Annotated in this window: 21 protein-coding genes; 6 read left to right on the plus strand and 15 right to left on the minus strand. The window is 65.8% G+C overall.

What is annotated here, in order from left to right; all coding sequences use genetic code 11:
• The first annotated feature begins 19 nt into the window (after positions 1-19).
• The 4 genes from GR138_RS06785 to GR138_RS06800 all read left to right on the plus strand — a co-directional run bounded on the left by GR138_RS06785 (position 20) and on the right by GR138_RS06800 (position 3,392).
• Positions 20-1,471 carry an aldehyde dehydrogenase gene (locus tag GR138_RS06785; RefSeq protein ID WP_160857848.1) on the plus strand — a complete coding sequence of 484 codons (1,452 nt, stop codon included), beginning with the start codon at positions 20-22 and terminating at the stop codon, positions 1,469-1,471.
• Positions 1,472-1,474: 3 nt separating this feature from the next.
• Positions 1,475-2,233: an SDR family NAD(P)-dependent oxidoreductase gene (locus GR138_RS06790; protein ID WP_160857849.1), complete on the plus strand. Its 759-nt coding sequence runs from the start codon at positions 1,475-1,477 to the stop codon at positions 2,231-2,233.
• A gap of 63 nt (positions 2,234-2,296) precedes the next feature.
• Positions 2,297-2,674 (plus strand): MbcA/ParS/Xre antitoxin family protein, encoded by a 378-nt coding sequence (locus GR138_RS06795; RefSeq protein ID WP_160857850.1) that lies wholly within the window; start codon positions 2,297-2,299, stop codon positions 2,672-2,674.
• The gene (locus GR138_RS06800) at positions 2,634-3,392 is read left to right on the plus strand and encodes an RES family NAD+ phosphorylase (protein WP_160857851.1); all 759 of its coding nucleotides are present in this window, start codon (positions 2,634-2,636) and stop codon (positions 3,390-3,392) included. Before GR138_RS06795 ends, GR138_RS06800 begins: the two co-directional genes overlap by 41 nt.
• On the opposite strand, the gene GR138_RS06805 is transcribed toward GR138_RS06800, so the two are convergent.
• From GR138_RS06805 to pcaD, 14 genes are all read right to left on the minus strand, one after another.
• A complete protein-coding gene (locus GR138_RS06805) occupies positions 3,381-4,907 on the minus strand; it encodes an ABC-F family ATP-binding cassette domain-containing protein (RefSeq protein ID WP_160857852.1) in 1,527 nt (508 codons plus the stop codon). The two genes, GR138_RS06800 and GR138_RS06805, sit on opposite strands and share 12 nt — an antisense overlap.
• Positions 4,908-5,274: 367 nt before the next feature.
• Entirely contained in the window at positions 5,275-5,451 is a 177-nt protein-coding gene (locus GR138_RS06810) for a hypothetical protein (RefSeq protein ID WP_160857853.1), read from the minus strand.
• A 104-nt stretch (positions 5,452-5,555) separates the two neighbouring features.
• Positions 5,556-6,089 (minus strand): 2,4'-dihydroxyacetophenone dioxygenase family protein, encoded by a 534-nt coding sequence (locus tag GR138_RS06815; protein ID WP_160857854.1) that lies wholly within the window; start codon positions 6,087-6,089, stop codon positions 5,556-5,558.
• Positions 6,090-6,113: 24 nt separating this feature from the next.
• Positions 6,114-7,841 (minus strand): thiamine pyrophosphate-requiring protein, encoded by a 1,728-nt coding sequence (locus tag GR138_RS06820; RefSeq protein WP_160857855.1) that lies wholly within the window; start codon positions 7,839-7,841, stop codon positions 6,114-6,116.
• A gap of 145 nt (positions 7,842-7,986) precedes the next feature.
• Positions 7,987-8,703, minus strand: coding sequence for an ABC transporter ATP-binding protein (locus GR138_RS06825; RefSeq protein ID WP_160857856.1), 717 nt, complete (start codon positions 8,701-8,703; stop codon positions 7,987-7,989).
• Complete coding sequence (locus GR138_RS06830; RefSeq protein ID WP_160857857.1) at positions 8,684-9,448, minus strand: ABC transporter ATP-binding protein; 765 nt, start codon at positions 9,446-9,448, stop codon at positions 8,684-8,686. Before GR138_RS06830 ends, GR138_RS06825 begins: the two co-directional genes overlap by 20 nt.
• Positions 9,445-10,452, minus strand: a complete 1,008-nt coding sequence (locus GR138_RS06835) for a branched-chain amino acid ABC transporter permease (RefSeq protein ID WP_160857858.1) — start codon at positions 10,450-10,452, stop codon at positions 9,445-9,447. Before GR138_RS06835 ends, GR138_RS06830 begins: the two co-directional genes overlap by 4 nt.
• Positions 10,452-11,315 (minus strand): branched-chain amino acid ABC transporter permease, encoded by an 864-nt coding sequence (locus GR138_RS06840; RefSeq protein ID WP_160857859.1) that lies wholly within the window; start codon positions 11,313-11,315, stop codon positions 10,452-10,454. Before GR138_RS06840 ends, GR138_RS06835 begins: the two co-directional genes overlap by 1 nt.
• 221 nt (positions 11,316-11,536) lie before the next feature.
• Positions 11,537-12,709 carry an ABC transporter substrate-binding protein gene (locus tag GR138_RS06845; protein ID WP_160857860.1) on the minus strand — a complete coding sequence of 391 codons (1,173 nt, stop codon included), beginning with the start codon at positions 12,707-12,709 and terminating at the stop codon, positions 11,537-11,539.
• 139 nt (positions 12,710-12,848) lie between these two features.
• Entirely contained in the window at positions 12,849-13,904 is a 1,056-nt protein-coding gene (locus GR138_RS06850; protein ID WP_160857861.1) for a 3-carboxy-cis,cis-muconate cycloisomerase, read from the minus strand.
• A gap of 220 nt (positions 13,905-14,124) precedes the next feature.
• Entirely contained in the window at positions 14,125-14,739 is a 615-nt protein-coding gene (gene pcaG / locus GR138_RS06855) for a protocatechuate 3,4-dioxygenase subunit alpha (RefSeq protein WP_160857862.1), read from the minus strand.
• Positions 14,739-15,488 carry a protocatechuate 3,4-dioxygenase subunit beta gene (pcaH, locus tag GR138_RS06860; RefSeq protein ID WP_160857863.1) on the minus strand — a complete coding sequence of 250 codons (750 nt, stop codon included), beginning with the start codon at positions 15,486-15,488 and terminating at the stop codon, positions 14,739-14,741. Before pcaH ends, pcaG begins: the two co-directional genes overlap by 1 nt.
• Positions 15,489-15,495: 7 nt before the next feature.
• Positions 15,496-15,900, minus strand: a complete 405-nt coding sequence (pcaC, locus tag GR138_RS06865) for a 4-carboxymuconolactone decarboxylase (RefSeq protein WP_160857864.1) — start codon at positions 15,898-15,900, stop codon at positions 15,496-15,498.
• On the minus strand, positions 15,893-16,705 hold the full coding sequence (gene pcaD, locus GR138_RS06870; RefSeq protein WP_160857865.1) for a 3-oxoadipate enol-lactonase: 813 nt from the start codon (positions 16,703-16,705) through the stop codon (positions 15,893-15,895). The genes pcaC and pcaD overlap by 8 nt, the downstream gene beginning before the upstream one ends.
• Before the next feature lie 95 nt (positions 16,706-16,800).
• Between pcaD and pcaQ the strand changes: the two genes are divergently transcribed.
• Positions 16,801-17,724 (plus strand): pca operon transcription factor PcaQ, encoded by a 924-nt coding sequence (pcaQ, locus tag GR138_RS06875; RefSeq protein WP_160857866.1) that lies wholly within the window; start codon positions 16,801-16,803, stop codon positions 17,722-17,724.
• A 30-nt stretch (positions 17,725-17,754) separates the two neighbouring features.
• Entirely contained in the window at positions 17,755-18,621 is an 867-nt protein-coding gene (locus GR138_RS06880) for a phosphotransferase family protein (RefSeq protein ID WP_160857867.1), read from the plus strand.
• On the opposite strand, the gene pobA is transcribed toward GR138_RS06880, so the two are convergent.
• Complete coding sequence (gene pobA, locus GR138_RS06885) at positions 18,615-19,787, minus strand: 4-hydroxybenzoate 3-monooxygenase (protein ID WP_160857868.1); 1,173 nt, start codon at positions 19,785-19,787, stop codon at positions 18,615-18,617. The genes GR138_RS06880 and pobA overlap by 7 nt on opposite strands.
• Between the last annotated feature and the right edge of the window lie 50 nt (positions 19,788-19,837).

The following is a 19,837-nucleotide window of genomic DNA, read 5'->3' on the forward strand; positions in this document are numbered from 1 at the left end:
ATTCTGCAAGGAGCAAAATATGTCTGTGCTTGGACTGAAGATCAACAACCTGGACCAGGCGGCCTCCGACGGGCGCACCTTCTCCCGCATCAACCCGATTTCCGGCGAGGTCGCGTCCGAAGTGGCCGCCGCCTCGCTGGAGGATGCGCGCCAGGCGGTCAACGCCGCGGCCAAGGCCTTTCCGGCCTGGGCGGCGATGGGTCCTGGCCAGCGGCGCAAGCTGCTCAACGCCGCCGCCGACAAATTGCAGGCGAAGACGCCGGATTTCGTCGCCGCCATGGCCGCGGAGACGGGCGCCACCGCCGGCTGGGCGATGTTCAATGTCAGCCTTGCCGCCGACATGCTGCGCGAGGCCGCGTCGCTGACCACGCAGATCACCGGCGAGATCATCCCCTCCAACCGGCCCGGCTCGCTCGCCATGGGCGTGCGCCAGCCGGCCGGCGTGGTGTTGTCGATGGCGCCGTGGAATGCGCCGGTCATCCTTGGCGTGCGCTCGCTCGCCACCCCGCTTGCCTGCGGCAACACGGTCGTCATGAAGACCTCGGAAATCTGCCCGCGCACGCACCGGCTGATCGTCGATGCGCTGCATGATGCCGGCCTGCCCGAAGGCGTGCTCAACGCCGTCTCCAACGCACCGGAGGATGCCGCCGCCATCGTCGAGACGATGATCGCCCACCCGGCCGTGCGCCGCGTCAACTTTACCGGCTCCACCCGCGTCGGCCGCATCATCGCCGAGACGGCCGGGCGCTATCTCAAGCCCGCCCTGCTTGAACTCGGCGGCAAGGCCCCCTTCGTCGTGCTGGACGATGCCGATATCGACGCGGCCGTCGCGGCGGCCGCCTTCGGCGCCTACATGAACCAGGGCCAGATCTGCATGTCGACCGAGCGCATCGTCGTCGACGAAACGATCGCCGACCGCTTCGTCGAGGCGCTGGCGGAAAAGGCAAAGACCCTTGTTGCCGGTGATCCCCGCGAGGGCAACACGCCGCTCGGCTCGGTGGTCGATGCCCATGCGGCGCAGCGGCTCGAACAGTTGATCCGCGATGCAGTCGGCAAGGGTGCGGCGCTTGCCGCCGGTGGCAGCGTCCGGGGCACCATCGTCGATGCCACCCTGCTCGACCGCGTGACGCCCGCCATGCGCATCTATGGCGAGGAAAGTTTCGGGCCCGTCGTCAGCGTCATCCGCGTCGGTTCGATCGACGAGGCGGTGCGCGTCGCCAATGACACGGAATACGGCCTCTCGGCCGCCGTCTTCGGCCGGGATGTCAACCGCGCCATGCAGGTCGCCCGGCGCATCGAATCCGGCATCTGCCACATCAACGGCCCGACCGTGCATGACGAAGCGCAGATGCCCTTCGGCGGCGTCAAGGAATCCGGTTATGGCCGTTTCGGCGGCAAGGCCGGCATTGCCGAATTCACCGAACTGCGCTGGGTCACCGTGCAGGACGGCCCGATCCATTACCCGATCTGAGCCATGGCGCTGCTCGACAAAAAGACCTGCATCATAACGGGCGGGGCCGGCAGCATCGGCCTTGCCACCGCCCGGCTGTTCCTCGCCGAGGGTGCCAATGTCGTGCTCGTCGACCTCGACCGCGACACGCTTGACAGTGCCGCCGCCGGACTGCCGGCGGACCGGGTGGCGCTCGCCGCGGCGGACGTCACGGACGCGGCATCCACCAGAGCCTATGTCGACCTCGCCGTCTCCCGCTTCGGCGGCATCGACGTGCTGTTTTCCAACGCCGGCATTTTCGGCACCGTGGCGCCCATCGCCGACTATCCGGTGGACCTTTTCGACAGGGTGCAGGCCGTGCATGTCCGCGGCGCGTTTCTCGCCGCCCAGCATGCCGTCCCGCATATGCGACGCGGCGGCAGCATCGTCATCACGTCCAGCGTCGCGGCGACGCGTGGGGACGCCGGTGTCTATGCCTATATCACCGCCAAACACGCCCAGACCGGCCTGATGCGCTGCCTTGCCAAGGAACTCGCCCCGCGCGGCATCCGCGTCAACACCGTCAATCCCGGCCCCGTCGACAATGGTTTCCAGCTTGCCGTGGAACAGGGCCTGGGGGCCGCGATCGGCGCGGACGGGACGGAATTCTTCAACGGGCTCATCCCCATGGGCCGCCATGCCAATCCGGAGGAGGTCGCCCGCTCCGTGCTTTATCTCGCTTCAGACCAGTCGAGTTTCGTCACCGGCACCATGCTGATGGTTGATGGCGGGATGAGCATCTAGCCGGAGAAACCTTGTCAATGGAAAAATTTATGCTATATTTTTTCCATTGAAAGGATCTTGACCATGCAGCGCAACCCCGTCCCACAGGCCAATGCAGAAGGCACGGTGCTCACCAAGGCCACCGTCAGCGCGGCGGACCGGCTGGGGCTGACGGCGCGCATCCTCTCCGGCGTCATCGGCGTTTCGGAGGCGACGGTGTCGCGGCTGAAGCGGCAGGATGTGCTGCTGGAGCGGGGAACAAAACCCTTCGAACTCGCCGTGCTGCTGGTGCGCCTCTTCCGCTCGCTCGACGCCATTACCGGCGGCGACGAGACCGTCGCCCGCGCCTGGATGACGGCGGACAACACCGTGCTCGGCGCCCGCCCGGTCGATCGTATCGTCTCCATTTCAGGCCTTATCGATGTCCTTGCCTATCTGGACGCCCGCCGCGCTCTCGTCTGAGGCGCGGCCCTTTGCGGGCTCCGTCTGGCGGTTCGTCGAGGCGCAGCATCGCGTCTCGACCTTGAAACTCATCGATACGCTGGACGAACAGGCGCTGCTGGAAGACATTCTGGAGGAGAGCAAGCCGGTGCTTCCGCCGGAATGCGCCGGCCTCGACTATCTGCTCGCCACCCCCTTCCGCTATGGTTCGGTCTATCCGCACGGTTCGCGTTTCCGCCGCGCCGGGCGCACACTCGGCGTCTACTATGCGGCTCTGTCGGTCGAGACGGCACTCGCCGAAATGGCCTTTTACCGGCTGCTGTTCTTCGCCGAATCGCCAGCGACGCCGCTGCCCGGCAATGCCGCCGACTACACCGCCTTCTCCGCCGCCATCCGCACGGATGCGGCAATCGACCTGACCGCGCCGCCGCTCGACCGGGACGCCTCCGTCTGGACGCACCCGACCGATTACGCCGCCTGCCAGTCCCTGGCCGATGGCGCGCGGGTGGCGGCGGTCTCCGCCATCCTCTATCGCTCGGTGCGCGACCCGGGCGCCGGCACGAGCATGGCGCTGCTGACGGCAACCGCCTTTGCCGCCCCCAAACCGGTGGAGCGCCAGACCTGGCGCATCCGCTTGTCGGCGCTTGGCGTGCAGGCTTTGTGCGACCATCCGCCGAAGCGCATCGGTTTTTCCCGCGAGGATTTCCGCGCCGATCCGCGCATATCCTTACGCGGATAGAGCAGCCTCGGCAAAAAAGTCCTCCGGGCCGTCCACCTCGACGAGCCGCCGTCTCTCGATCACCCAGAAGCGGTTTGCCACCGCCCGCACGAAGGCGCGGTCGTGCGAGACGAACAGGCAACTGGCCTCGCTGCCCGTCAATTCCCGTTCCAGCGCTTCCTGCCCCTCGATGTCGAGATGGTTGGTCGGCTCGTCGAGCAGGTAGAAATTCGGGTTGGTGAGCCGCAGCACCAGCATGCCGAGCCGCGCCTTCTGCCCGCCTGAAAGCTGCCCCACCGGCCGTCCCTGCATCTCGATGCTCAGGCCGGCGCCCGCCAGCAGGCTGCGCGCCCGCTGGTCGCCCACGTCGAAGCGGTGGATGATCGTGCCGTGTGGTGTCTCCGTGTCGGCGAGGTCGGAGAGCGCCTGGTCGCCATAGCCGAGCACCAGCGAGGGTGTCGCCTTGATGCCCTGAAGACTTGCCCCCGCCGCCTCGATCGCCCGGCGCAACTGGCCGACCAGCCGCGTCTTGCCGGCACCGTTCAGCCCGAGCAGCACGATGCGATCACCCTGGCAGATGAATTTCTGGCCCGTGCGGAAGAGCGGCGTGCCATCCGGCGTCTTGACCTCAGCATCCTCCAGCGTCAGCAGCACCTTGGCATGGGTGCCGCGGTTGGCGAGGCGGATGGCACCGGCGGAGCGCTCCAGATGGGCCGGCTTTGCCGCATCCTCGATCTTCTCCGCCCGCTGCTTCAACTGCTTGGTCTTCACCACCAGAAGGTCGCTGCCGGAGTTGATGCCGATATTGTTGAGCTTCGCCGCCTGCTGGCGAAGCTGCTGCGCCGTCTTCATGTCGCGCTCATAGCGCCGCCCCTCGGCCGCATCCATCTCGTCCAGCGCCGCACGGGCCTCGGAATAGGGCAGTGCGAAGAGCGGCGACCGTTCGGGACGCAGGAACAGCGTGCGGTTGGTCACCGCATCGAGGAAGGCACGGTCGTGGCTGGAGATGACGACCGGCATGTCGCGCGGCAGCGTTGCAAGCCAGGTCTCCAGCAAGGCGATCTTCGACAGATCGAGATGGTTGGTCGGCTCGTCGAGCAGCAGCATGTCCGGCTCGCCGACGCGCACACGGGCGACCAGCGCGATACGCTGCCAGCCGCCGCTGAGCGCATCGAGCCGGCGCTCCCGCAACGCCTCGGGCACCTCCAGCTCCTCCAGCGTCACATCGGCGCGCCAGCCCTCGCTCTCCTGCTGCTCGGGCGAAAGCGCGCCCAGCACGGCCTCGCGGAAGGTGAGCGTTTCAAGCCCGGCGGGCAGATTCTGCTCCATATGGCCGATGGTCAGGCCACGGGCGCGCGTGATCTCGCCGGTCGTCGGCTCGAAATCGCCGGTGATGCATTTCAGCAGGGTGGATTTGCCACGCCCGTTGGCGGCGACGAGGCCGATACGATCGCCGGCAGCGATAGAAAGATTGAGGTTAGAGAAGAGGTCGGTGGACAGCGTGACGCCGAGCGCACGGATATTGAGAAGCGACATGAAGGGTCTCTGGTCTTTCGAGGCCCACGCGGCGCGGCATCAGCCGTCAGTCACGCGAAAAAGGCCCGATGAAATCTGATGCAGCAGCACACCTGAAGGCACGTCAGCGCATCGCCGGGAAGGGCAGACCAGAAGAAAGCGTTCGTTCCGATCAGCCCTGCAAACGCATTTGCAGGGCAAAATCAGGGCCATGCGTACGATGTGGCAGGAAGTTGGTCTTCACGCGCAGCCCCTCTCTTTCGTGTTGCGAACGAGACAACGGGTACCATCGGGCGGAGGCTTTTGCAACCGGGCCGGTTATCACCACGTCAAAAGGCCCGGATGCAGGGAACATCCGGGCCTTCGGGGAGGTCAGCGGGACGGTCGCTTACTTGCAGACCTTGATCCGCTTGATGATGACGTTGCCGTAGTAGTCGTAGGCCTTGACCTTCTTGATGAAGCAGTAGGGCTGGTAGTCGTAGCTGTAGTAGCCGGCCTGCGAGGGAGCAGCGAAGGAAACGGCGGCGACGAGGGCAACGGTGGCGGAAACGATGAACTTGCGCATGGGGTCTCTCCTGATCTCTGGTTGGGGATGAGCCTCTCTCATCCAGTGACCAGACTGTCCCACATCACAGTCCGCGACGCTGTTCCGCATGGAACACGCGAAAACTACCGGAACAGCCGCTCCACATAGTCCCGCCCGAGCCCGACCTTGTCATAGTGGTCGCGACAGAGCGCAATGTAGTTGTGCACGTCGAAGAAACCGTTCGGCTCGCCCGCCTCGTCGAGCCAGATGAGCGGGCCTGTCACCTGAAAGAACACCTTCATCGGTTGCTCGTGTTCGTAGGCGACGAGCGTGTGGCCCTCGCCGGGCGTCTCGTAGACGAAATCGCCGGCCGTCGCCGTCCAGTCGTGCTCCAGATAGCCCCACTTGCCGGAGATCGTGTAGGCGAAGACCTCGTGCGGATGGTAGTGGCGGTTCACCAGCCCGGCCTTCTTGGCCATCAGGATGTCGCACCACTTGTTCTGCGTCGGCGAAATCCACAGCGGGCGCGACGACACGGTTTCGGTGAAGGGCACGTAGTAGCGCTCATCCTCGGTCGGCGCATTCTGCAGATAGACTTCCGGCAGGGCATCGGGCTGAAACACCTTGTCGATCGGCTTCAGGTCTTTCCAGAATTCATGGGTGGCACGTTCGGGCATGGTTTCCTCCTTGTATGATCGGCTTCAGGCGCGAACCTGCACGTCGATGAGCGCCAGCGTGCGCTTCGTCTCGATATGCGCGATCGCCTCTGCGATGGCGCCGGCCAGCGCCGCGCCATCGGTCACGCGGCGGGCATAGGCGCGGCTCGCCTCGGCGACCTTGACGAAATCCGGCACCGGCGACAGCGCGGTCAGCGGCATGCGGTTGGTTTTGGCGGCATAGCCGTCCGGATAAAGGCCCAGCACCGACTGGCGTACGGCACCCCATTCCGCATTGTTGACGATGAGAAGAAGGATCGGCAGGTCGAGCGCTTCGGCGATCTGGTGGCAGGCGACGGGATTGGCGAACATGTAGGACCCGTCGCCCATGGTCGCGACGACCAGCCGGTCGCGCCGCGCGAGCTGCATGCCGAGTGCTGCCGGAAAAGACCAGCCGAGCCCGCCGGAATGCGGCTCCTGGTACCAGGCCTGGTGATGGGCAAGCGTCATCGGCGCCATCGGGCAGCCGAGTTCGGACAGTACCGTCGCATCACGGCCGGCCAACGCCGCGGACAGGGTCAGCGAGACAAAATCCTTCGTCATCGGTGTGCCGCTGCCGCGCCGCGCCGTTTCAAGCACGGCAGCGCGTGCTGCCCGGTTGTGCGCCGCAACGTCCCGGGCGTTTCGCTCGGCCTTCGTCCGATAAATGGGCAGCAGCGGGTCCATCGCCGCCTTCAACGCGAGAAGGCCCGCATCGACGTCGCAGGCGAGCGTCACATCGGCGCGGAAATAGCGCACCGGCTGGCGCTGGTAGAGCGGATCCTGCGCGAGCTGGACGACCTTGCAGCCGGACCGGAGCGAATGCGCATCCGGCGACCAGGGGGCGAGTGCATCAAGCACCAGCACCACATCGGCCTTGTCGAGCAGCGGCTTCGGATCCGCCTGCGCCGCCATCGGATGGTCCGTCGCCATGGCCAGCTGCACGGCCCAGTACTGGCAGACGGGAATGCCCCACACATCGGCAAGGGATGCCAGCGCAGCGAACCCTTCGGCCGAGCCCGCACCGCGCTGCGCAAAGATCACCGGGCTTTCCGCTTCCGCCAGCAGGCGGGCCGCCTCAGCCACCGCCATCGGCGCGGGTGATGCGAGGGCTGGCGCCATGGTTGCCGGCGCGTCCAGCCCCTCGGTCGGGCAAGGCTGGCACAGCACCTCGCGCGGCAGGCTCATATAGACTGGCCCGCGCGGCGTGGAATTGGCGATGGCATAGGCGCGGTCGACCATCTGCGGGATATGCTCGGGCACGCGCAATTCGTCGTCCCATTTGCAGGCCTCGCGCACCAGCGCCGCCTGGTCGCGCATTTCCTGCCCCCAGCCGATCGGCACGGTGCGCGACCCCTTGTGCCCGCGTTCGGTGACGGGCGTGCGGCCGGAAAACAGCAGGACCGGGATATGCTCCATGGCGGCGTTGATCGCGCCGATCGCGCAATTGGCCAGCCCGACATTGGTGTGCGCCATTACCGCCTGGGCGCGGCCGGTCGCCAGAAAATAACCATGCGCCATGCCCATCGCCGCACTCTCATGCGGCATGATCAGCGCCTGCGGCAGGTCGATGCCCTTGGCCTCGGCCTCGGCAAGCCCCTCGATGATCGGCGGAAAATCCGTGCCGGAATTGGCAAAGATATAGTCGACGCCGACGGCCTTCAGCCGGGCGAGCAACGCGCCACCCGCCGTCATTACCGACGTTCCAGCGGGATCGCCTTCGTGCCTGCGCATCGCCACCTCCCCTTCGTCCGGACCCCTCGCCGCGTCCGGCCTCCTCAAGCCGGGACGCGACGGTCAGGCCGCACTCTGACAGGCGAGGCAGCGATGTAAAATGAAATGCCGGCAGCGATTCATAACGAAAGCCGTATGAGTAGGCTCAGTGCAGGCCGCCGACGCCGAGCAGGGTTTCGACCGTGTGCTGGTCGCCGGCAAGTGCCGCCGGCGTGCCGGTCCAGGCAATGCGGCCGCGCTCCAGGATGATCACCGCGTCGGCGAAATCGAGCGCGCTCTGGATACGCTGCTCGACGAGCAGGATGGTCATTTCACCCGATGCCGCCAGCGTGCCGAAGGCCGCCATCAGCTCCTCGCAGATGACCGGCGCCAGACCCTCGAGCGGCTCGTCGAGCAACAGCACGGACGGCTGGCCGAGAATCGTGCGCGCCGTGGTCAGCATCTGCTGTTCGCCACCGGACAGCTGCGAGCCGAGGTTTTTCCGCCGCTCCTTGAGCCGGGGAAACATCGCATAGGCTTCCTCGATCGCCGAGCGCGGCCGCGCCTTCAGGCCGACGAAGAGGTTTTCCTCGACGGTCAGCGTCGGGAAGACATCACGCGACTGCGGCACGTAGCCCAGCCCTTTCAGCGCGCGCGACGAACTGTCGATGCCCTCGATCGGCTGGCCGCCGAGACGGATTTCGCCGCCATAACGCTTCGTCTGGCCGGCGAGCGTGGCAAACAGCGTCGACTTCCCCATGCCGTTGCGGCCGAGCACGGCGAGCCTTCGCCCGGCATCGGCGGAAAAGGAAATATCCTCCAGCACCCGCGTCGGGCCGTAGCCGGCGGAGAGGCCGGAAATTTCAAGCGACGCTGCGGGCATCGGCATAGCTCCCGAGATAGGCCTGGCGGACGCGGGCGTCCTTCGTCACCGCATCCGGTGAGCCGTCAAAAATAATCTCGCCCGCCGCCAGCACGATGACACGCCTGGCGAAGCGGAAGACGAGATCCATGTCGTGTTCGATCATCAGCACGGCGAGATCGGACGGCAGATCGGCGATCGCCTGCTCGATGCGCGCCGTGTCGCTCTGCGGCACGCCGGCGGCGGGCTCGTCGAGCAGCAGCACCTTCGGCTTCAGCGCGAGCGCCAGCGCGAGTTCCAGCAGGCGCTGCTGGCCATAGGCGATCTCGCTGACACGGTGGTGGGCGAGCTGCGCGATGCCGAGCTTGGCCAGCAGGGCCTGCGCTTCGTTCATCACGTCGGGCATGGCGCGATGGCTGGCAAACATCTTTCCCGAACGGCCTTCGCGCTGGAGAATGGCGAGCGCCACATGCTCCTCCGGCGTCATCTCGGAAAACAGCCGTGTCACCTGGAAGGAGCGCACGAGGCCGCGGCGCACGCGCTCGGTCGGGCCAAGGCGCGTGACATCTTCGCCGCCGAGCGTCACCGTGCCGGAATTCGGCAGGATGTTGCCGGTGACGAGGTTGACGAAGGTCGTCTTGCCTGCACCATTCGGGCCGATCAGCGCGACCCGGTCGCCCGGCGCCATCGACAGCGACACATCGTTGGTGACGGCGAGACCGCCGAACATCTTTTTCAGGTTGCGGACGTCGAAGATCGCGCTCATCGGCCCTTCCTCCCGCGGCGTTCGAGATAGGCCGCGAACGAACCGTAAAGGCCCTTCGGCGCGAAGAGCACGACGGCGATCAACAGCGCGCCGACGATGGTGAGCCAGTGGAACGGGTTGGCCGCCGAGACGACATCCTCGAACCACAGGAACGAGATCGTGCCGATCAGCGCGCCGTAGAGCGAACCCGTGCCGCCGAGCACCAGCATGACAAGCGCTTCGGCCGACATCGTGAAAGACAAGCTGTCGAGGCCGACGACCTGGGTCGAGATGGCGTTGAGCGCACCACCCGCCCCGGCAACGGCACCGGAAATGGCGTACATCTTGATGAGGGTGCCGTGCACCGAGGCGCCCATGGCGCGCACCCGCACCGGATCCTGCTTGATGCCGCGGCAGAGCATGCCGAAGGGCGAACGCACGATCTGGCGCAGGATGACGAAGGCGACGAGCAAAAGCACGATGCCGAAGACATAGGCGGTGCGGCCCCAGAGATCGAACTGCCAGAGGCCGAAGACGGCGTCCGGCATGATGCCGGCAAGGCCGTCGCTGCCGCCGGTCCAGCCCGACGCCTTGTTGGCGGCTTCATGGGCGAGGTGAACGATGGCGATGGAGAGCACGAGCTGCGGCAGGCCATGCGCCCGCAGCACGACGACGCCGGACACCAAACCGGCAAGCGCACCCGCGACGATGCCGACGGCCAGCATGGCGATCGGGTCGGTGATGCCGAAATGCGCCGCCGCGATGCCCGCGCCATAGGCCCCCGCGCCGAACAGCGCCGCATGGCCGAGCGTCGCCACACCGCAATAGCCGGTGACGAGATCGAGCGACAGCACCAGCAGCGCGATCGCGATGATGCGGGTCAGCAGCGCGAGATTGTTCGGGAAGAGGAAATAGCCCACGGCGGCCAGCACAAGGATGACCAGCACGCCGATGGCGTCGCGCGTCAGGCGCGCGCGGCGGTCGCCGGCGGTGGAGATCGTGTCGGAATTGGCAAGCAGCGCCATCACTTCGCCCTTCCGGCAAGACCGCGCGGAAACAGCCAGACGATGGCGATGACCGCGAGGTAGAAGAAGAATTCGCCGAATTCCGGCATGAGATAACGCCCCGTCGTATCGATGCCGCCGAGCAGCAGGCAGGCGGCCAGCGCGCCGGGAATGGAGCCCGCGCCGCCGACCGAGACGACGACGAGGAAGGTCACCATGTAGCGCAACGCATAATAGGGCTCGATCGGCAGCAACTCCGCGCCAACCACGCCGCCAAAGGCAGCAAGGCCGACGGCGACGGCGAAGCTGACCGCATAGACGACCTGCGTCTTCACGCCGAGTGCCGCCGCCATCGCCGCATTGTCGACGCTTGCGCGCAGCTTCACGCCGAAGGCGGTGCGCTCGATGAAGTACCAGAGGCCAAGTGCGACGGCGAGGCCGCAGCCGATGACGAACAGCCGGTGCGCCGAGACGGTGCGGAAGCCGAGGCTGACCGGTTCGCGCAAGGCCTCCGGCGTCGGAATGGTCTTCAGCGTCGGGCCGAAGACGTAATTGGCGATGCCGATGATGCAGAAGGTGATGCCGATGGTCATCAGCACCTGCGTCAGTTCCGGCTGGCCATAGATGCGGCGGTAGAGCAGGCGCTCGACGGGAATGGCGATGAGGATGGTGCCGACCACCGCGAGCATGACGGCAACGGCATAACCGAGCCCGAGGTCGCGCGCCGCATAGGAGGCGATGTAGCCGCCGATCATCGCAAAGGCGCCATGCGCCAGATTGACCACCCGCATCAGCCCCATCGTCACCGAAAGGCCGATGGAGATGACGAAGAGCACCATGCCATAGGCAAGGGCATCAACCCCGATGCTGAAGACCGTTTGCATGTTCCTGTCCTGCTTGTCGCCGGGATTTCGGCAGTCACTCGTCGGAGGCGTGTGGATCCCCGGGTCAAGCCCGAGGATGACGAAAGAAGCGAGGGCGGCGCATCACAACGATGACGGCGCCTGCCGCACTGCCCGACGGACGGGAAGCGCTTCCCTCCCCTCCGTCATCCTCGGGCTTGACCCGAGGATCCACACCCCAGGCGCAACGCTGAGAAATTCGGCTACTTCGCAGCCGCCAGGCCCGGATCGCCCTGCTTCTCAAACGTCTGGATTTCCTTGTTGTAATACGTCCCATCCTCGGCCTTGGCCACCTCGCGCAGGTAGATGTTCTGCGTGATATGCCGGCTTTCCGGATCGATCGTCACCGGCCCGCGCGGGCTTTCCCAGGACAGGCCCTTCACGGCCTCGACGGCCTTGGCCGCGTCCTGCTCGCCGCCCGTCGCCTCGATCATCTTGTAGATGACATGCATGCCGTCATAGGCGCCGACCGAAGGGAACGACAGTTCCGCCGGATTGCCGATCGCCTTCACGGCGGCTTCGACGAATTTCTTGTTTTCCGCCGAACCGTGCGAGACGGCATAGTGGAAGGTGGTCTGCAGGCCGAGCGCCGATTCGCCGAGCGCCGGCAGGTCGGATTCCTGCGTCAGGTCGCCGGGGGCGAAGAACTTGACGCCGGCATCCTTCAGGCCGTTCTCGTTGAACGCCTTGACGAAGCCGAGCGTCGTCGGGCCGGACGGCAGGAAGGCGAAGACGCCTTCCGCGCCGGAGTCCTTGATGCGCTGCATGATCGGCGAGAAGTCGTTGGTCTGGAGCGGCATGCGGATCGCCTCGACGACCGCACCGCCCGCCTTTTCGAAACCGGCCTTGAAGGCGGCTTCCGCGTCGACACCCGGACCATAGTCGCTGACCACCGAGATCACCTTCTTCGTGCCGCCGTCGAAGGCGACCTTGGCGATCGGCGTGGAGGTCTGCCAGGTGGTGAATGACGTGCGCACCACATAGGGGCTCTTGGTGACGATGGCCGACGTCGCGGCGTTCATCACCACCATCGGCACATTCGCCTGCTCGAGCAGCGGCGTGGCGGCCATGGCATCCGGCGTGAAATAGAAGCCGGCTAAATACTGCACGCCTTCCTTGACGACCAGTTCCTGCGACAGCGCCTTCGACTGCGCCGGATCGGCGGTCGGGATGTCGCGGTAGATGATCTCGATCGTGTCGTCGCCGACCGTGTTGCCGTTCAGCGCCATATAGGCGTCGATGCCGGCCTTGAAATTCTTGCCCTGCAGCGCGAAGGGGCCGGAGAACGGCCCGACGACGCCGACCTTGATCGTATCGGCATGGGCGACACCGCCCAGCAGTGCGGCCGCCAGCGCTGCGATCGTAAATGTCTTCATGTTTTCCTCCCTGAAGGGCCAGCCTCCCGCCGGCGTTCGGTCTCGTCCCACAATAGCGTTTTGTCAGATTGCCAGATGAAACGGTGATGTAAAATGAAAATATAGGCCGATTTCATAACTTATAAATTATGCATTCGCGCTATACCGGCCCAAGCCTCCGCACGGACGACATCAATTCGCCGGCGAGGCGCAGGGCGGCGCCGCTGGCGACAACCATCTGCGGCAGGAGCAGCCATTCCAGCGTCCAGGCAGCACCGGAGCGCTCCTGTTCATGCACCGCCGCCTGTGCCAGCCCGCCGAGCTGGGCGGCATTGAAACGGGCAAGGGTGACGAGCACCTCGGCAGCGACCGGGTTCTGCTTGTGCGGCATGGCAGAGGAACCGCCGCCGCCGGCAAGCGCGATCTCGTCGCCATGATCCGCCATCAGCGCGATGTCCTGTCCCATCTTGCCGAGACTGCCGGTGATCGCCGCAAGCAGGCCGCCAAGTTCGACGATCCGCTCGCGCTGGCTGTGCCATTGCGGCCTGTCAGCGAGCCCGAGTTCGCGGGCAAGGGTAGCGCGGACGGCGGGCGCCCGGTCGCCAAGCTTTTCCAGCGTGCCGGCCGCACCGCCGAACTGTACCGCAAGGCCGGTCGCTGCGAAGGACCTGAGCCGCTCGCCATGGCGCTCCAGCGGCGTTCGCCACGCGGCGACCCGGTCGGCCACCGTGATCGGGATGGCCGCCTGCATGCGCGTGCGCCCCATCAACGGTCGTTCGCCGAAATCGGCGGACAGGCCATCGAGGCGCGCACCCAGCGCCGCCAGCCGGTTTTCAAGAACGGGCAGCACGCGGGCAAGCCGCAACATCAAGCCGCTGTCCACCACATCCTGACTGGTCGCGCCGAAATGCACGTGGCGGCCATGCGCTTCCCCGACGGCTGCCCGCAACTGCCGAACGAAATCCGAGACGACGACACCGTCCCGCTTCGTCGCATCCCGCAGGCTGGCGACGTCCGGTGAAAAGCGGTGTGCGGTCTCGGCAATAACCTCGGCCGCTTCGGCGGGAATGATGCCCTCCGCCGCCTCGGCCTTTGCCAGCGCCACCTCGAAGGCAAGCATCGCCTCGAGTTCGGCCGCCGCGGAAAACAGCGCAGCCACCTCCTCGTCGCCGAGAAGACCGGACAGATAGGGGTGATCGAAGGGCGAGACGGTCATGGGGCGCTCTTTTCGCGGCGGCAGCTTGTTTGGCGTGGATCCTCGGGTCGAGCCCGCGGATGACGGAGCGGAGGAGACGTTACCGGTTTCTTGGGTGGCGCGGCCTGCGGCACCGTTCGATAGGCCCCGGCTTCCCTTCTGTCGTCATCCGCGGGCTCGACCCGAGGAGCCACGCCCCGGCGGACAGCGCACTATAGGCGATTGCCGCGCAAACGCCGCCTCAAATATCGAAGAACACCGTCTCCTTGTCGCCCTGCAAATGGATGTCGAACCGGTAGGTATCGCCATCCGCCATGGCGACCAGCGTCGGCACGCGCACGCGATGCTCGATGCGCGCCAGCACCGGGTCCTCGGCATTGGCTGCTTCCTCGTCGCCGAAATAGAGGCGCGTGTTGAGGCCGAGATTGATGCCGCGGGCAACGATCCAGACCGAAATGTGCGGCGCCATCAGGCGGCCGTCCTTGAACGGTACGCGGCCGGGCTTGATCGTCTCGAAGCGGTATTCCCCCGTCACGCCGTCGGTGGCTGAGCGGCCCCAGCCGGAAAAATTCGGGTCCGCACTGCCGCGCAGTTCCGACGGGCTGTTGTAGAGGCCGGCGGCGTCCGCCTGCCAGATTTCCAACAGTGCGTCCTTCAGCGGCGTGCCGGTACCGTCGAGCACGCGGCCGGTGATGGTGATGCGCCGGCCGAGCGTCTTGTCGGTGACCATGATGGCGCCGAGATCGCTCTCATAGACGCCGTCGATGCCGGAGAAATTGGGCGTCAGGCCGATATGGACGTAAGGCCCCGCCGTCTGCGAGGCACTTTCCTTGAGATACCCGAGCGGCTGGACCATCAGTTGCCCTCCATGCGGTTTTCGAACAGCGTCGAGCGGCGGCCGCGCAGCACGATATCGAACTTGTAGGCGCGCGCGTCCATCGGGATCGTGTTGCCCCAATCGAGTGCTGCGACCAGCTGTTCGATCGCCGCCTTGTCCGGGATCGTCTGCACGATGGGACATTTCCAGATCATCGGGTCGCCCTCGAAATACATCTGCGTGATCAGCCGCTGGGCGAACCCATGGCCGAAGACGGAGAAATGGATATGCGCCGGGCGCCAGTCATTGACGCCGTTCGGCCAGGGATAGGGGCCGGGCTTGATGGTGCGGAAAGCATAATAGCCGTCCGCATCGGTGATGGTGCGGCCGCAGCCGCCGAAATTCGGGTCGAGCGGCGCCAGATAGCTTTCCTTCTTATGGCGGTAGCGCCCGCCGGCATTGGCCTGCCAGAATTCGAGCAGCGCGCCGGCGACCGGCCGCGCCCGTTCGTCGAGCACGCGACCATGCACGATGATGCGCTCGCCGATGGCGCTCTCGCCGGATTTGGCGAAATTGTGGATCAGATCGTTGTCCAGCTCGCCGAGAATCGAATGGCCGAAAACCGGGCCGGTGATTTCCGACACCGTGCCGTCCAGCGACAGCAGCGCCTTCTGCGGCGAGCGTAGCACGGAGGTCTTGTAGCCGGGGGTGAGGCCGGGCGGATGCCACAGCCGATCGCGCGAGAAGAAGGCGCCCGTTTCGGGCTTGCGGTTGGAAAGGTCCGTCATCTCTGCCTCACGCCGCCTTTTCCGCATCCAGTTCGTCGAAGACGTGTTTGGCGATCTTGATCGCCCGATTGGCGGCCGGCACGCCGGCATAGATCGCCACATGCAGCAACGCTTCGGCGATGTCGTCGCGGCTCGCCCCGGTATTGACCGTGGCGCGCACATGCATCGCCACCTCCTCGTCATGGCCGAGTGCTGCCAGCAGCGCGATCGTCACCATGGACCGTTCGCGCTTCGTCCAGCCCGGCCGCGACCAGACCGTGCCCCAGGCGCCTTCGGTGATCAGCTCCTGGAACGGCTGGTCGAAATCCGTCGCCGCGGAGGAGGCGCGGTCGACATGACTGTCGCCGAGCACCGCGCGGCGGGTCACCATGCCCTGGCGGTAGCGGTCGGAAAAGGTATGCGCATCAGCCATGGGGCTCGTCTCCGGCAGGTAGGGTGGCGATGAAGGCGCGGATCATCTCGGTGAGCATTTCCGGCTGTTCGACACAGGGAATATGCCCGGCGTCCTTGATGACCTCGTAGCGCGCGCCGGCAATCAGCTTGGCCATGGACAGCACGAGATCCGGCGGCGTCGAGCCGTCCTGGTCGCCGACGACGCAGAGCGTCGGCACGGCAATGTTTCGGGTGGATTCGGTGAGGTCCGCATCGCGCAGCGCAGCGCAGGTCGCGGCATAACCCACCGCCGACTGGCGGGTCAGCATGGTGCGGTAGCCGTGATAGGCGGCGTTCTCCGGACGACGGAAGGCCGGCGTGAACCAGCGCTCCATCACCGCATCGGCCAGGCTTTCGATGCCTTTGGTCTCGACGCTTTCGATGCGGGCGTTCCACATGTCGGCCGTGCCGATCTTGTGCGCCGTGTCGCACAGGACGAGCGCCTTGACGAGATCCGGGCGCTTGGCTGCAAGCCCCTGCGCGATCATACCGCCGACGGAAAGCCCGCAGATGATGGCGTTCCTGACGTCGAGCCGGTCGAGCAGGGCGGCGAGATCGAGCACGTGGTCGTCAATCGAATAGGGCACTTGGCCGAGATCGGACAGGCCGTGACCACGCTTATCATAGGTGACGATCGGATAGTCGCCGGCAAGGCGCACCACGACGTCGCGCCAGATGCGGAAGTCGGTGCCGAGCGAATTGGAAAAGACGATCACCGGCCGCCCGGCCGGGCCGCCGATCAGCTGGTGGTGCAGGATGACGTCGTTGACGGTTGCGAATTGCACGGCTTTCTCCTCCCGTCTTTCCAGATTGATCGCTTGATCTGGTTAGGTAAAATGATATTTCATGCCGTTTCGTTAACTTCAGGGTTATGAAAACCATGATCGACAGCCGTATCAAGTTCCGCCATCTGCAAACCTTTGTCGAGGTGGCACGCCAGAAGAGCGTGATGAAGGCGGCGGATCTTCTGCATGTCAGCCAGCCTGCCGTGACGAAGACGATCCGCGAACTGGAGGAGGTTCTGGGCGTCGCCGTCTTCGAGCGCGACGGCCGCGGCATCAAGATCACCCGCTACGGCGAGGTCTTTCTCAAACATGCAGGTGCTGCGCTGACGGCGCTGCGGCAAGGCTTCGATTCCGTCTCGCAGGCGCTGTCCGGCGATACGACGCCGATCCGCATCGGCGCGCTGCCGACCGTCTCGACGCGCATCATGCCGAAGGCCATGCAGCTCTTTCTTGCCGAGGGCACCGGCGCGCGCATCAAGATCGTCACGGGGGAAAATGCCGTGCTGCTCGAGCAGTTGCGCGTCGGCGATCTCGATCTCGTCGTCGGGCGCTTGGCGGCGCCGGAAAAGATGACGGGCTTCTCCTTCGAGCATCTCTATTCGGAAAGGGTGGTGTTCTGCGTGCGCGCCGGCCATCCGCTGCTTTCCGGCGGCTCGGCCTTTGCCGGCCTCGATGCCTATCCCGTGCTCATGCCGACGCGCGCCTCGATCATCCGCCCCTTCGTCGAACGGTTCCTCATCACCAACGGCATTGCCGGCCTGGCGAACCAGATCGAAACCGTCTCCGACGCCTTCGGCCGCGCTTTCGTGCGCGAAAGCGATGCCATCTGGATCATCTCCGAAGGGGTCGTCGCGGCCGACATCGCGGAAGGCAAACTCGCCGCCCTGCCGATCGATACCAGCGAAACCAAGGGCCCCGTCGGCCTCACCATGCGCACCGACGCCGTGCCCTCCATGCCGCTCGCCATTCTCATGCAGACAATCCGCGAGGTGGCCGGCAGCGTGTCGCCTGCGGCTTGAGACGCCTTCGCGCCTCGGCTAGGACTGGCCATGGAAAACGAACTCGATCCTTTTTACGCCGTGATCGTCGCGCGCCATCCCGATCTCGCCGACGCCGCCTTCCGGCCGCTGCCCGGCGGCTGGCATTCGCGCGCCTTCGCGGTCGATGACCGTCTCGTCTTCAAATTCCCGCAGGGCGAAGAGGCGGAGCGGGCGCTACGGCGTGAAGCGACGATCCTCGCGGCGTTGCGCCCCCATCTAACGATGCGCGTGCCCGATCTTCGCCTCTATGACGGCACGCCTCTATTCTCCGAACATGCGATCATCCCGGGCGAGCATCTCGAAACCGCGCACTACGACGCGCTGCCGGAACCGGCGCGCCAGACCCTCGGCGAAGCGCTCGCCCGCTTCTATGCAGACCTGCATGCACGCGACCGGGCCAGCATGGAGAGGGCGGGCGCGCAGCCCATCGAGCGCTGGCTGGATGCCGATGCGATAAAATCGAGAGCCCTGCCGCTACTGCCGCAGCACCTGCAAGCCTTCGCGGCCGAAACGATTGCCGGCTGGCGCGACCTGCCGCCGGATCCCTATGGCGAGACCTACGGTTTCTTCGATGGGCACGGTTGGAACATGGCCTTCGACCATGCGGCAGGCACGCTCAACGGTATCTATGATTTCGCCGATTCCGGCTTCGGGCCGCTGCACCAGGATTTCATCTATTCCAACTTCATCAGTCCGGACCTGACGGCGCGGATCGTCGACGGCTATGAGCGGGTCACCGGTCGCACGCTCGACCGCACCCGCATCCACCTGCTCACCGGCGTGCATCGCCTCTGGGAACTCGCCACGCTGGCCAACTCCCCCGAGCACCACGCGACGATGATCGATTCGATTGCCGCCTGGGCCAGCCGTCAGTAGGGCAGGCCGACATAGTTTTCCGCCAGCACCGTTTCCGCGGCGCGCGAATGGGTGAGGTAGTCGAGTTCCGCCTCCTGGATCTTCTGGTCGAAATCGCTGGTTTGCGGGAACCGGTGCAGCATGCTCGTCATCCACCAGGAGAAGCGCACCGCCTTCCAGACACGGGCGAGCGCCTTGGCCGAATAGGCGTCGAGGCCGCCATTCGAGCGGTCCTGATAGTGTTCCAGCAGGCCGGAGAACAGGTAATGCACGTCGCTTGCCGCCAGATTGAGCCCCTTGGCGCCGGTCGGCGGCACGATATGGGCGGCATCGCCGACGAGGAACAGCCGGCCGAAGCGCATTGGCTCGGCGACGAAGGAGCGCAACGGCGCAATCGACTTCTCGAAGCTTTTTCCCGTCACCATCGCTTCGGCGTGGTGCGCGGGAAGCCGGCGGCGCAGCTCGTCCCAGAAGCGGTCGTCCGACCAGTCCTCGATCCGCTCGTCCAGCGCGCATTGGATGTAGTAGCGGCTGCGGGTCGGCGAGCGCATGGAACAGAGCGCGAAACCGCGCGCATGGTTGGCATAGATCAGTTCGTCGCTGACCGGCGGCACTTCGCTGAGCACGCCGAGCCAGCCGAAGGGATAGACCTTCTCGAAGGTGCGGATCGCGCTGTCCGGCACCGCCTTGCGGCTCGCCCCGTGAAAACCGTCGCAGCCGGCGATGAAATCGCAGTCGATGCGATGCGTCACGCCGTCCTTCTCGTAGGTGACGTGGGGGGCTGCACCATCGAAGCCATGCGGCGTCACATTCGCCGCCTCGTAGATCGTTAGCCGGCTGTCGGCTTCGCGCTGCTCGATGAGGTCGCGCGTCAGCTCCGTCTGGCCATAGACCAGCACCCGCTTGCCGCCGGTGAGGTCGAAAAGGTCGATGCGATGGTCGCGACCGTCGAAGGCGAACGAAAAACCGTCATGCGGCAGGCCCTCGGCATGCATGCGCGCCCCGACACCCGCCCTGTCCATCAGGCCGACCGTGCCCTCTTCCAGCACGCCGGCCCGCACCCGACCGAGAATATGCGCGCGACTCGACCGGTCGAGAATGACCGTCTCGATGCCGGCATTGCCCAGCAACTGGCCGAGCAGCAGCCCCGACGGACCCGAACCGATGATGGCGACCTGGACGCGCATGTGATCCTCCCGCATTTGGCATTCGGCAAATTGTCGGCGAGAAAGGCGGT

This window comes from Shinella kummerowiae, assembly GCF_009827055.1.
GTDB classification, from domain to species: Bacteria; Pseudomonadota; Alphaproteobacteria; order Rhizobiales; family Rhizobiaceae; genus Shinella; species Shinella kummerowiae.

Coding starts and splice junctions, on each gene's coding strand:
- GR138_RS06785 (WP_160857848.1), top strand. CDS start 20: ATGTCTGTGCTTGGACTGAAGATCAACAACCTGGACCAGGCGGCCTCC.
- GR138_RS06790 (WP_160857849.1), top strand. CDS start 1,475: ATGGCGCTGCTCGACAAAAAGACCTGCATCATAACGGGCGGGGCCGGC.
- GR138_RS06795 (WP_160857850.1), top strand. CDS start 2,297: ATGCAGCGCAACCCCGTCCCACAGGCCAATGCAGAAGGCACGGTGCTC.
- GR138_RS06800 (WP_160857851.1), top strand. CDS start 2,634: ATGTCCTTGCCTATCTGGACGCCCGCCGCGCTCTCGTCTGAGGCGCGG.
- GR138_RS06805 (WP_160857852.1), bottom strand. CDS start 4,907: ATGTCGCTTCTCAATATCCGTGCGCTCGGCGTCACGCTGTCCACCGAC.
- GR138_RS06810 (WP_160857853.1), bottom strand. CDS start 5,451: ATGCGCAAGTTCATCGTTTCCGCCACCGTTGCCCTCGTCGCCGCCGTT.
- GR138_RS06815 (WP_160857854.1), bottom strand. CDS start 6,089: ATGCCCGAACGTGCCACCCATGAATTCTGGAAAGACCTGAAGCCGATC.
- GR138_RS06820 (WP_160857855.1), bottom strand. CDS start 7,841: ATGCGCAGGCACGAAGGCGATCCCGCTGGAACGTCGGTAATGACGGCG.
- GR138_RS06825 (WP_160857856.1), bottom strand. CDS start 8,703: ATGCCCGCAGCGTCGCTTGAAATTTCCGGCCTCTCCGCCGGCTACGGC.
- GR138_RS06830 (WP_160857857.1), bottom strand. CDS start 9,448: ATGAGCGCGATCTTCGACGTCCGCAACCTGAAAAAGATGTTCGGCGGT.
- GR138_RS06835 (WP_160857858.1), bottom strand. CDS start 10,452: ATGGCGCTGCTTGCCAATTCCGACACGATCTCCACCGCCGGCGACCGC.
- GR138_RS06840 (WP_160857859.1), bottom strand. CDS start 11,315: ATGCAAACGGTCTTCAGCATCGGGGTTGATGCCCTTGCCTATGGCATG.
- GR138_RS06845 (WP_160857860.1), bottom strand. CDS start 12,709: ATGAAGACATTTACGATCGCAGCGCTGGCGGCCGCACTGCTGGGCGGT.
- GR138_RS06850 (WP_160857861.1), bottom strand. CDS start 13,904: ATGACCGTCTCGCCCTTCGATCACCCCTATCTGTCCGGTCTTCTCGGC.
- pcaG (WP_160857862.1), bottom strand. CDS start 14,739: ATGGTCCAGCCGCTCGGGTATCTCAAGGAAAGTGCCTCGCAGACGGCG.
- pcaH (WP_160857863.1), bottom strand. CDS start 15,488: ATGACGGACCTTTCCAACCGCAAGCCCGAAACGGGCGCCTTCTTCTCG.
- pcaC (WP_160857864.1), bottom strand. CDS start 15,900: ATGGCTGATGCGCATACCTTTTCCGACCGCTACCGCCAGGGCATGGTG.
- pcaQ (WP_160857866.1), top strand. CDS start 16,801: ATGATCGACAGCCGTATCAAGTTCCGCCATCTGCAAACCTTTGTCGAG.
- GR138_RS06880 (WP_160857867.1), top strand. CDS start 17,755: ATGGAAAACGAACTCGATCCTTTTTACGCCGTGATCGTCGCGCGCCAT.
- pobA (WP_160857868.1), bottom strand. CDS start 19,787: ATGCGCGTCCAGGTCGCCATCATCGGTTCGGGTCCGTCGGGGCTGCTG.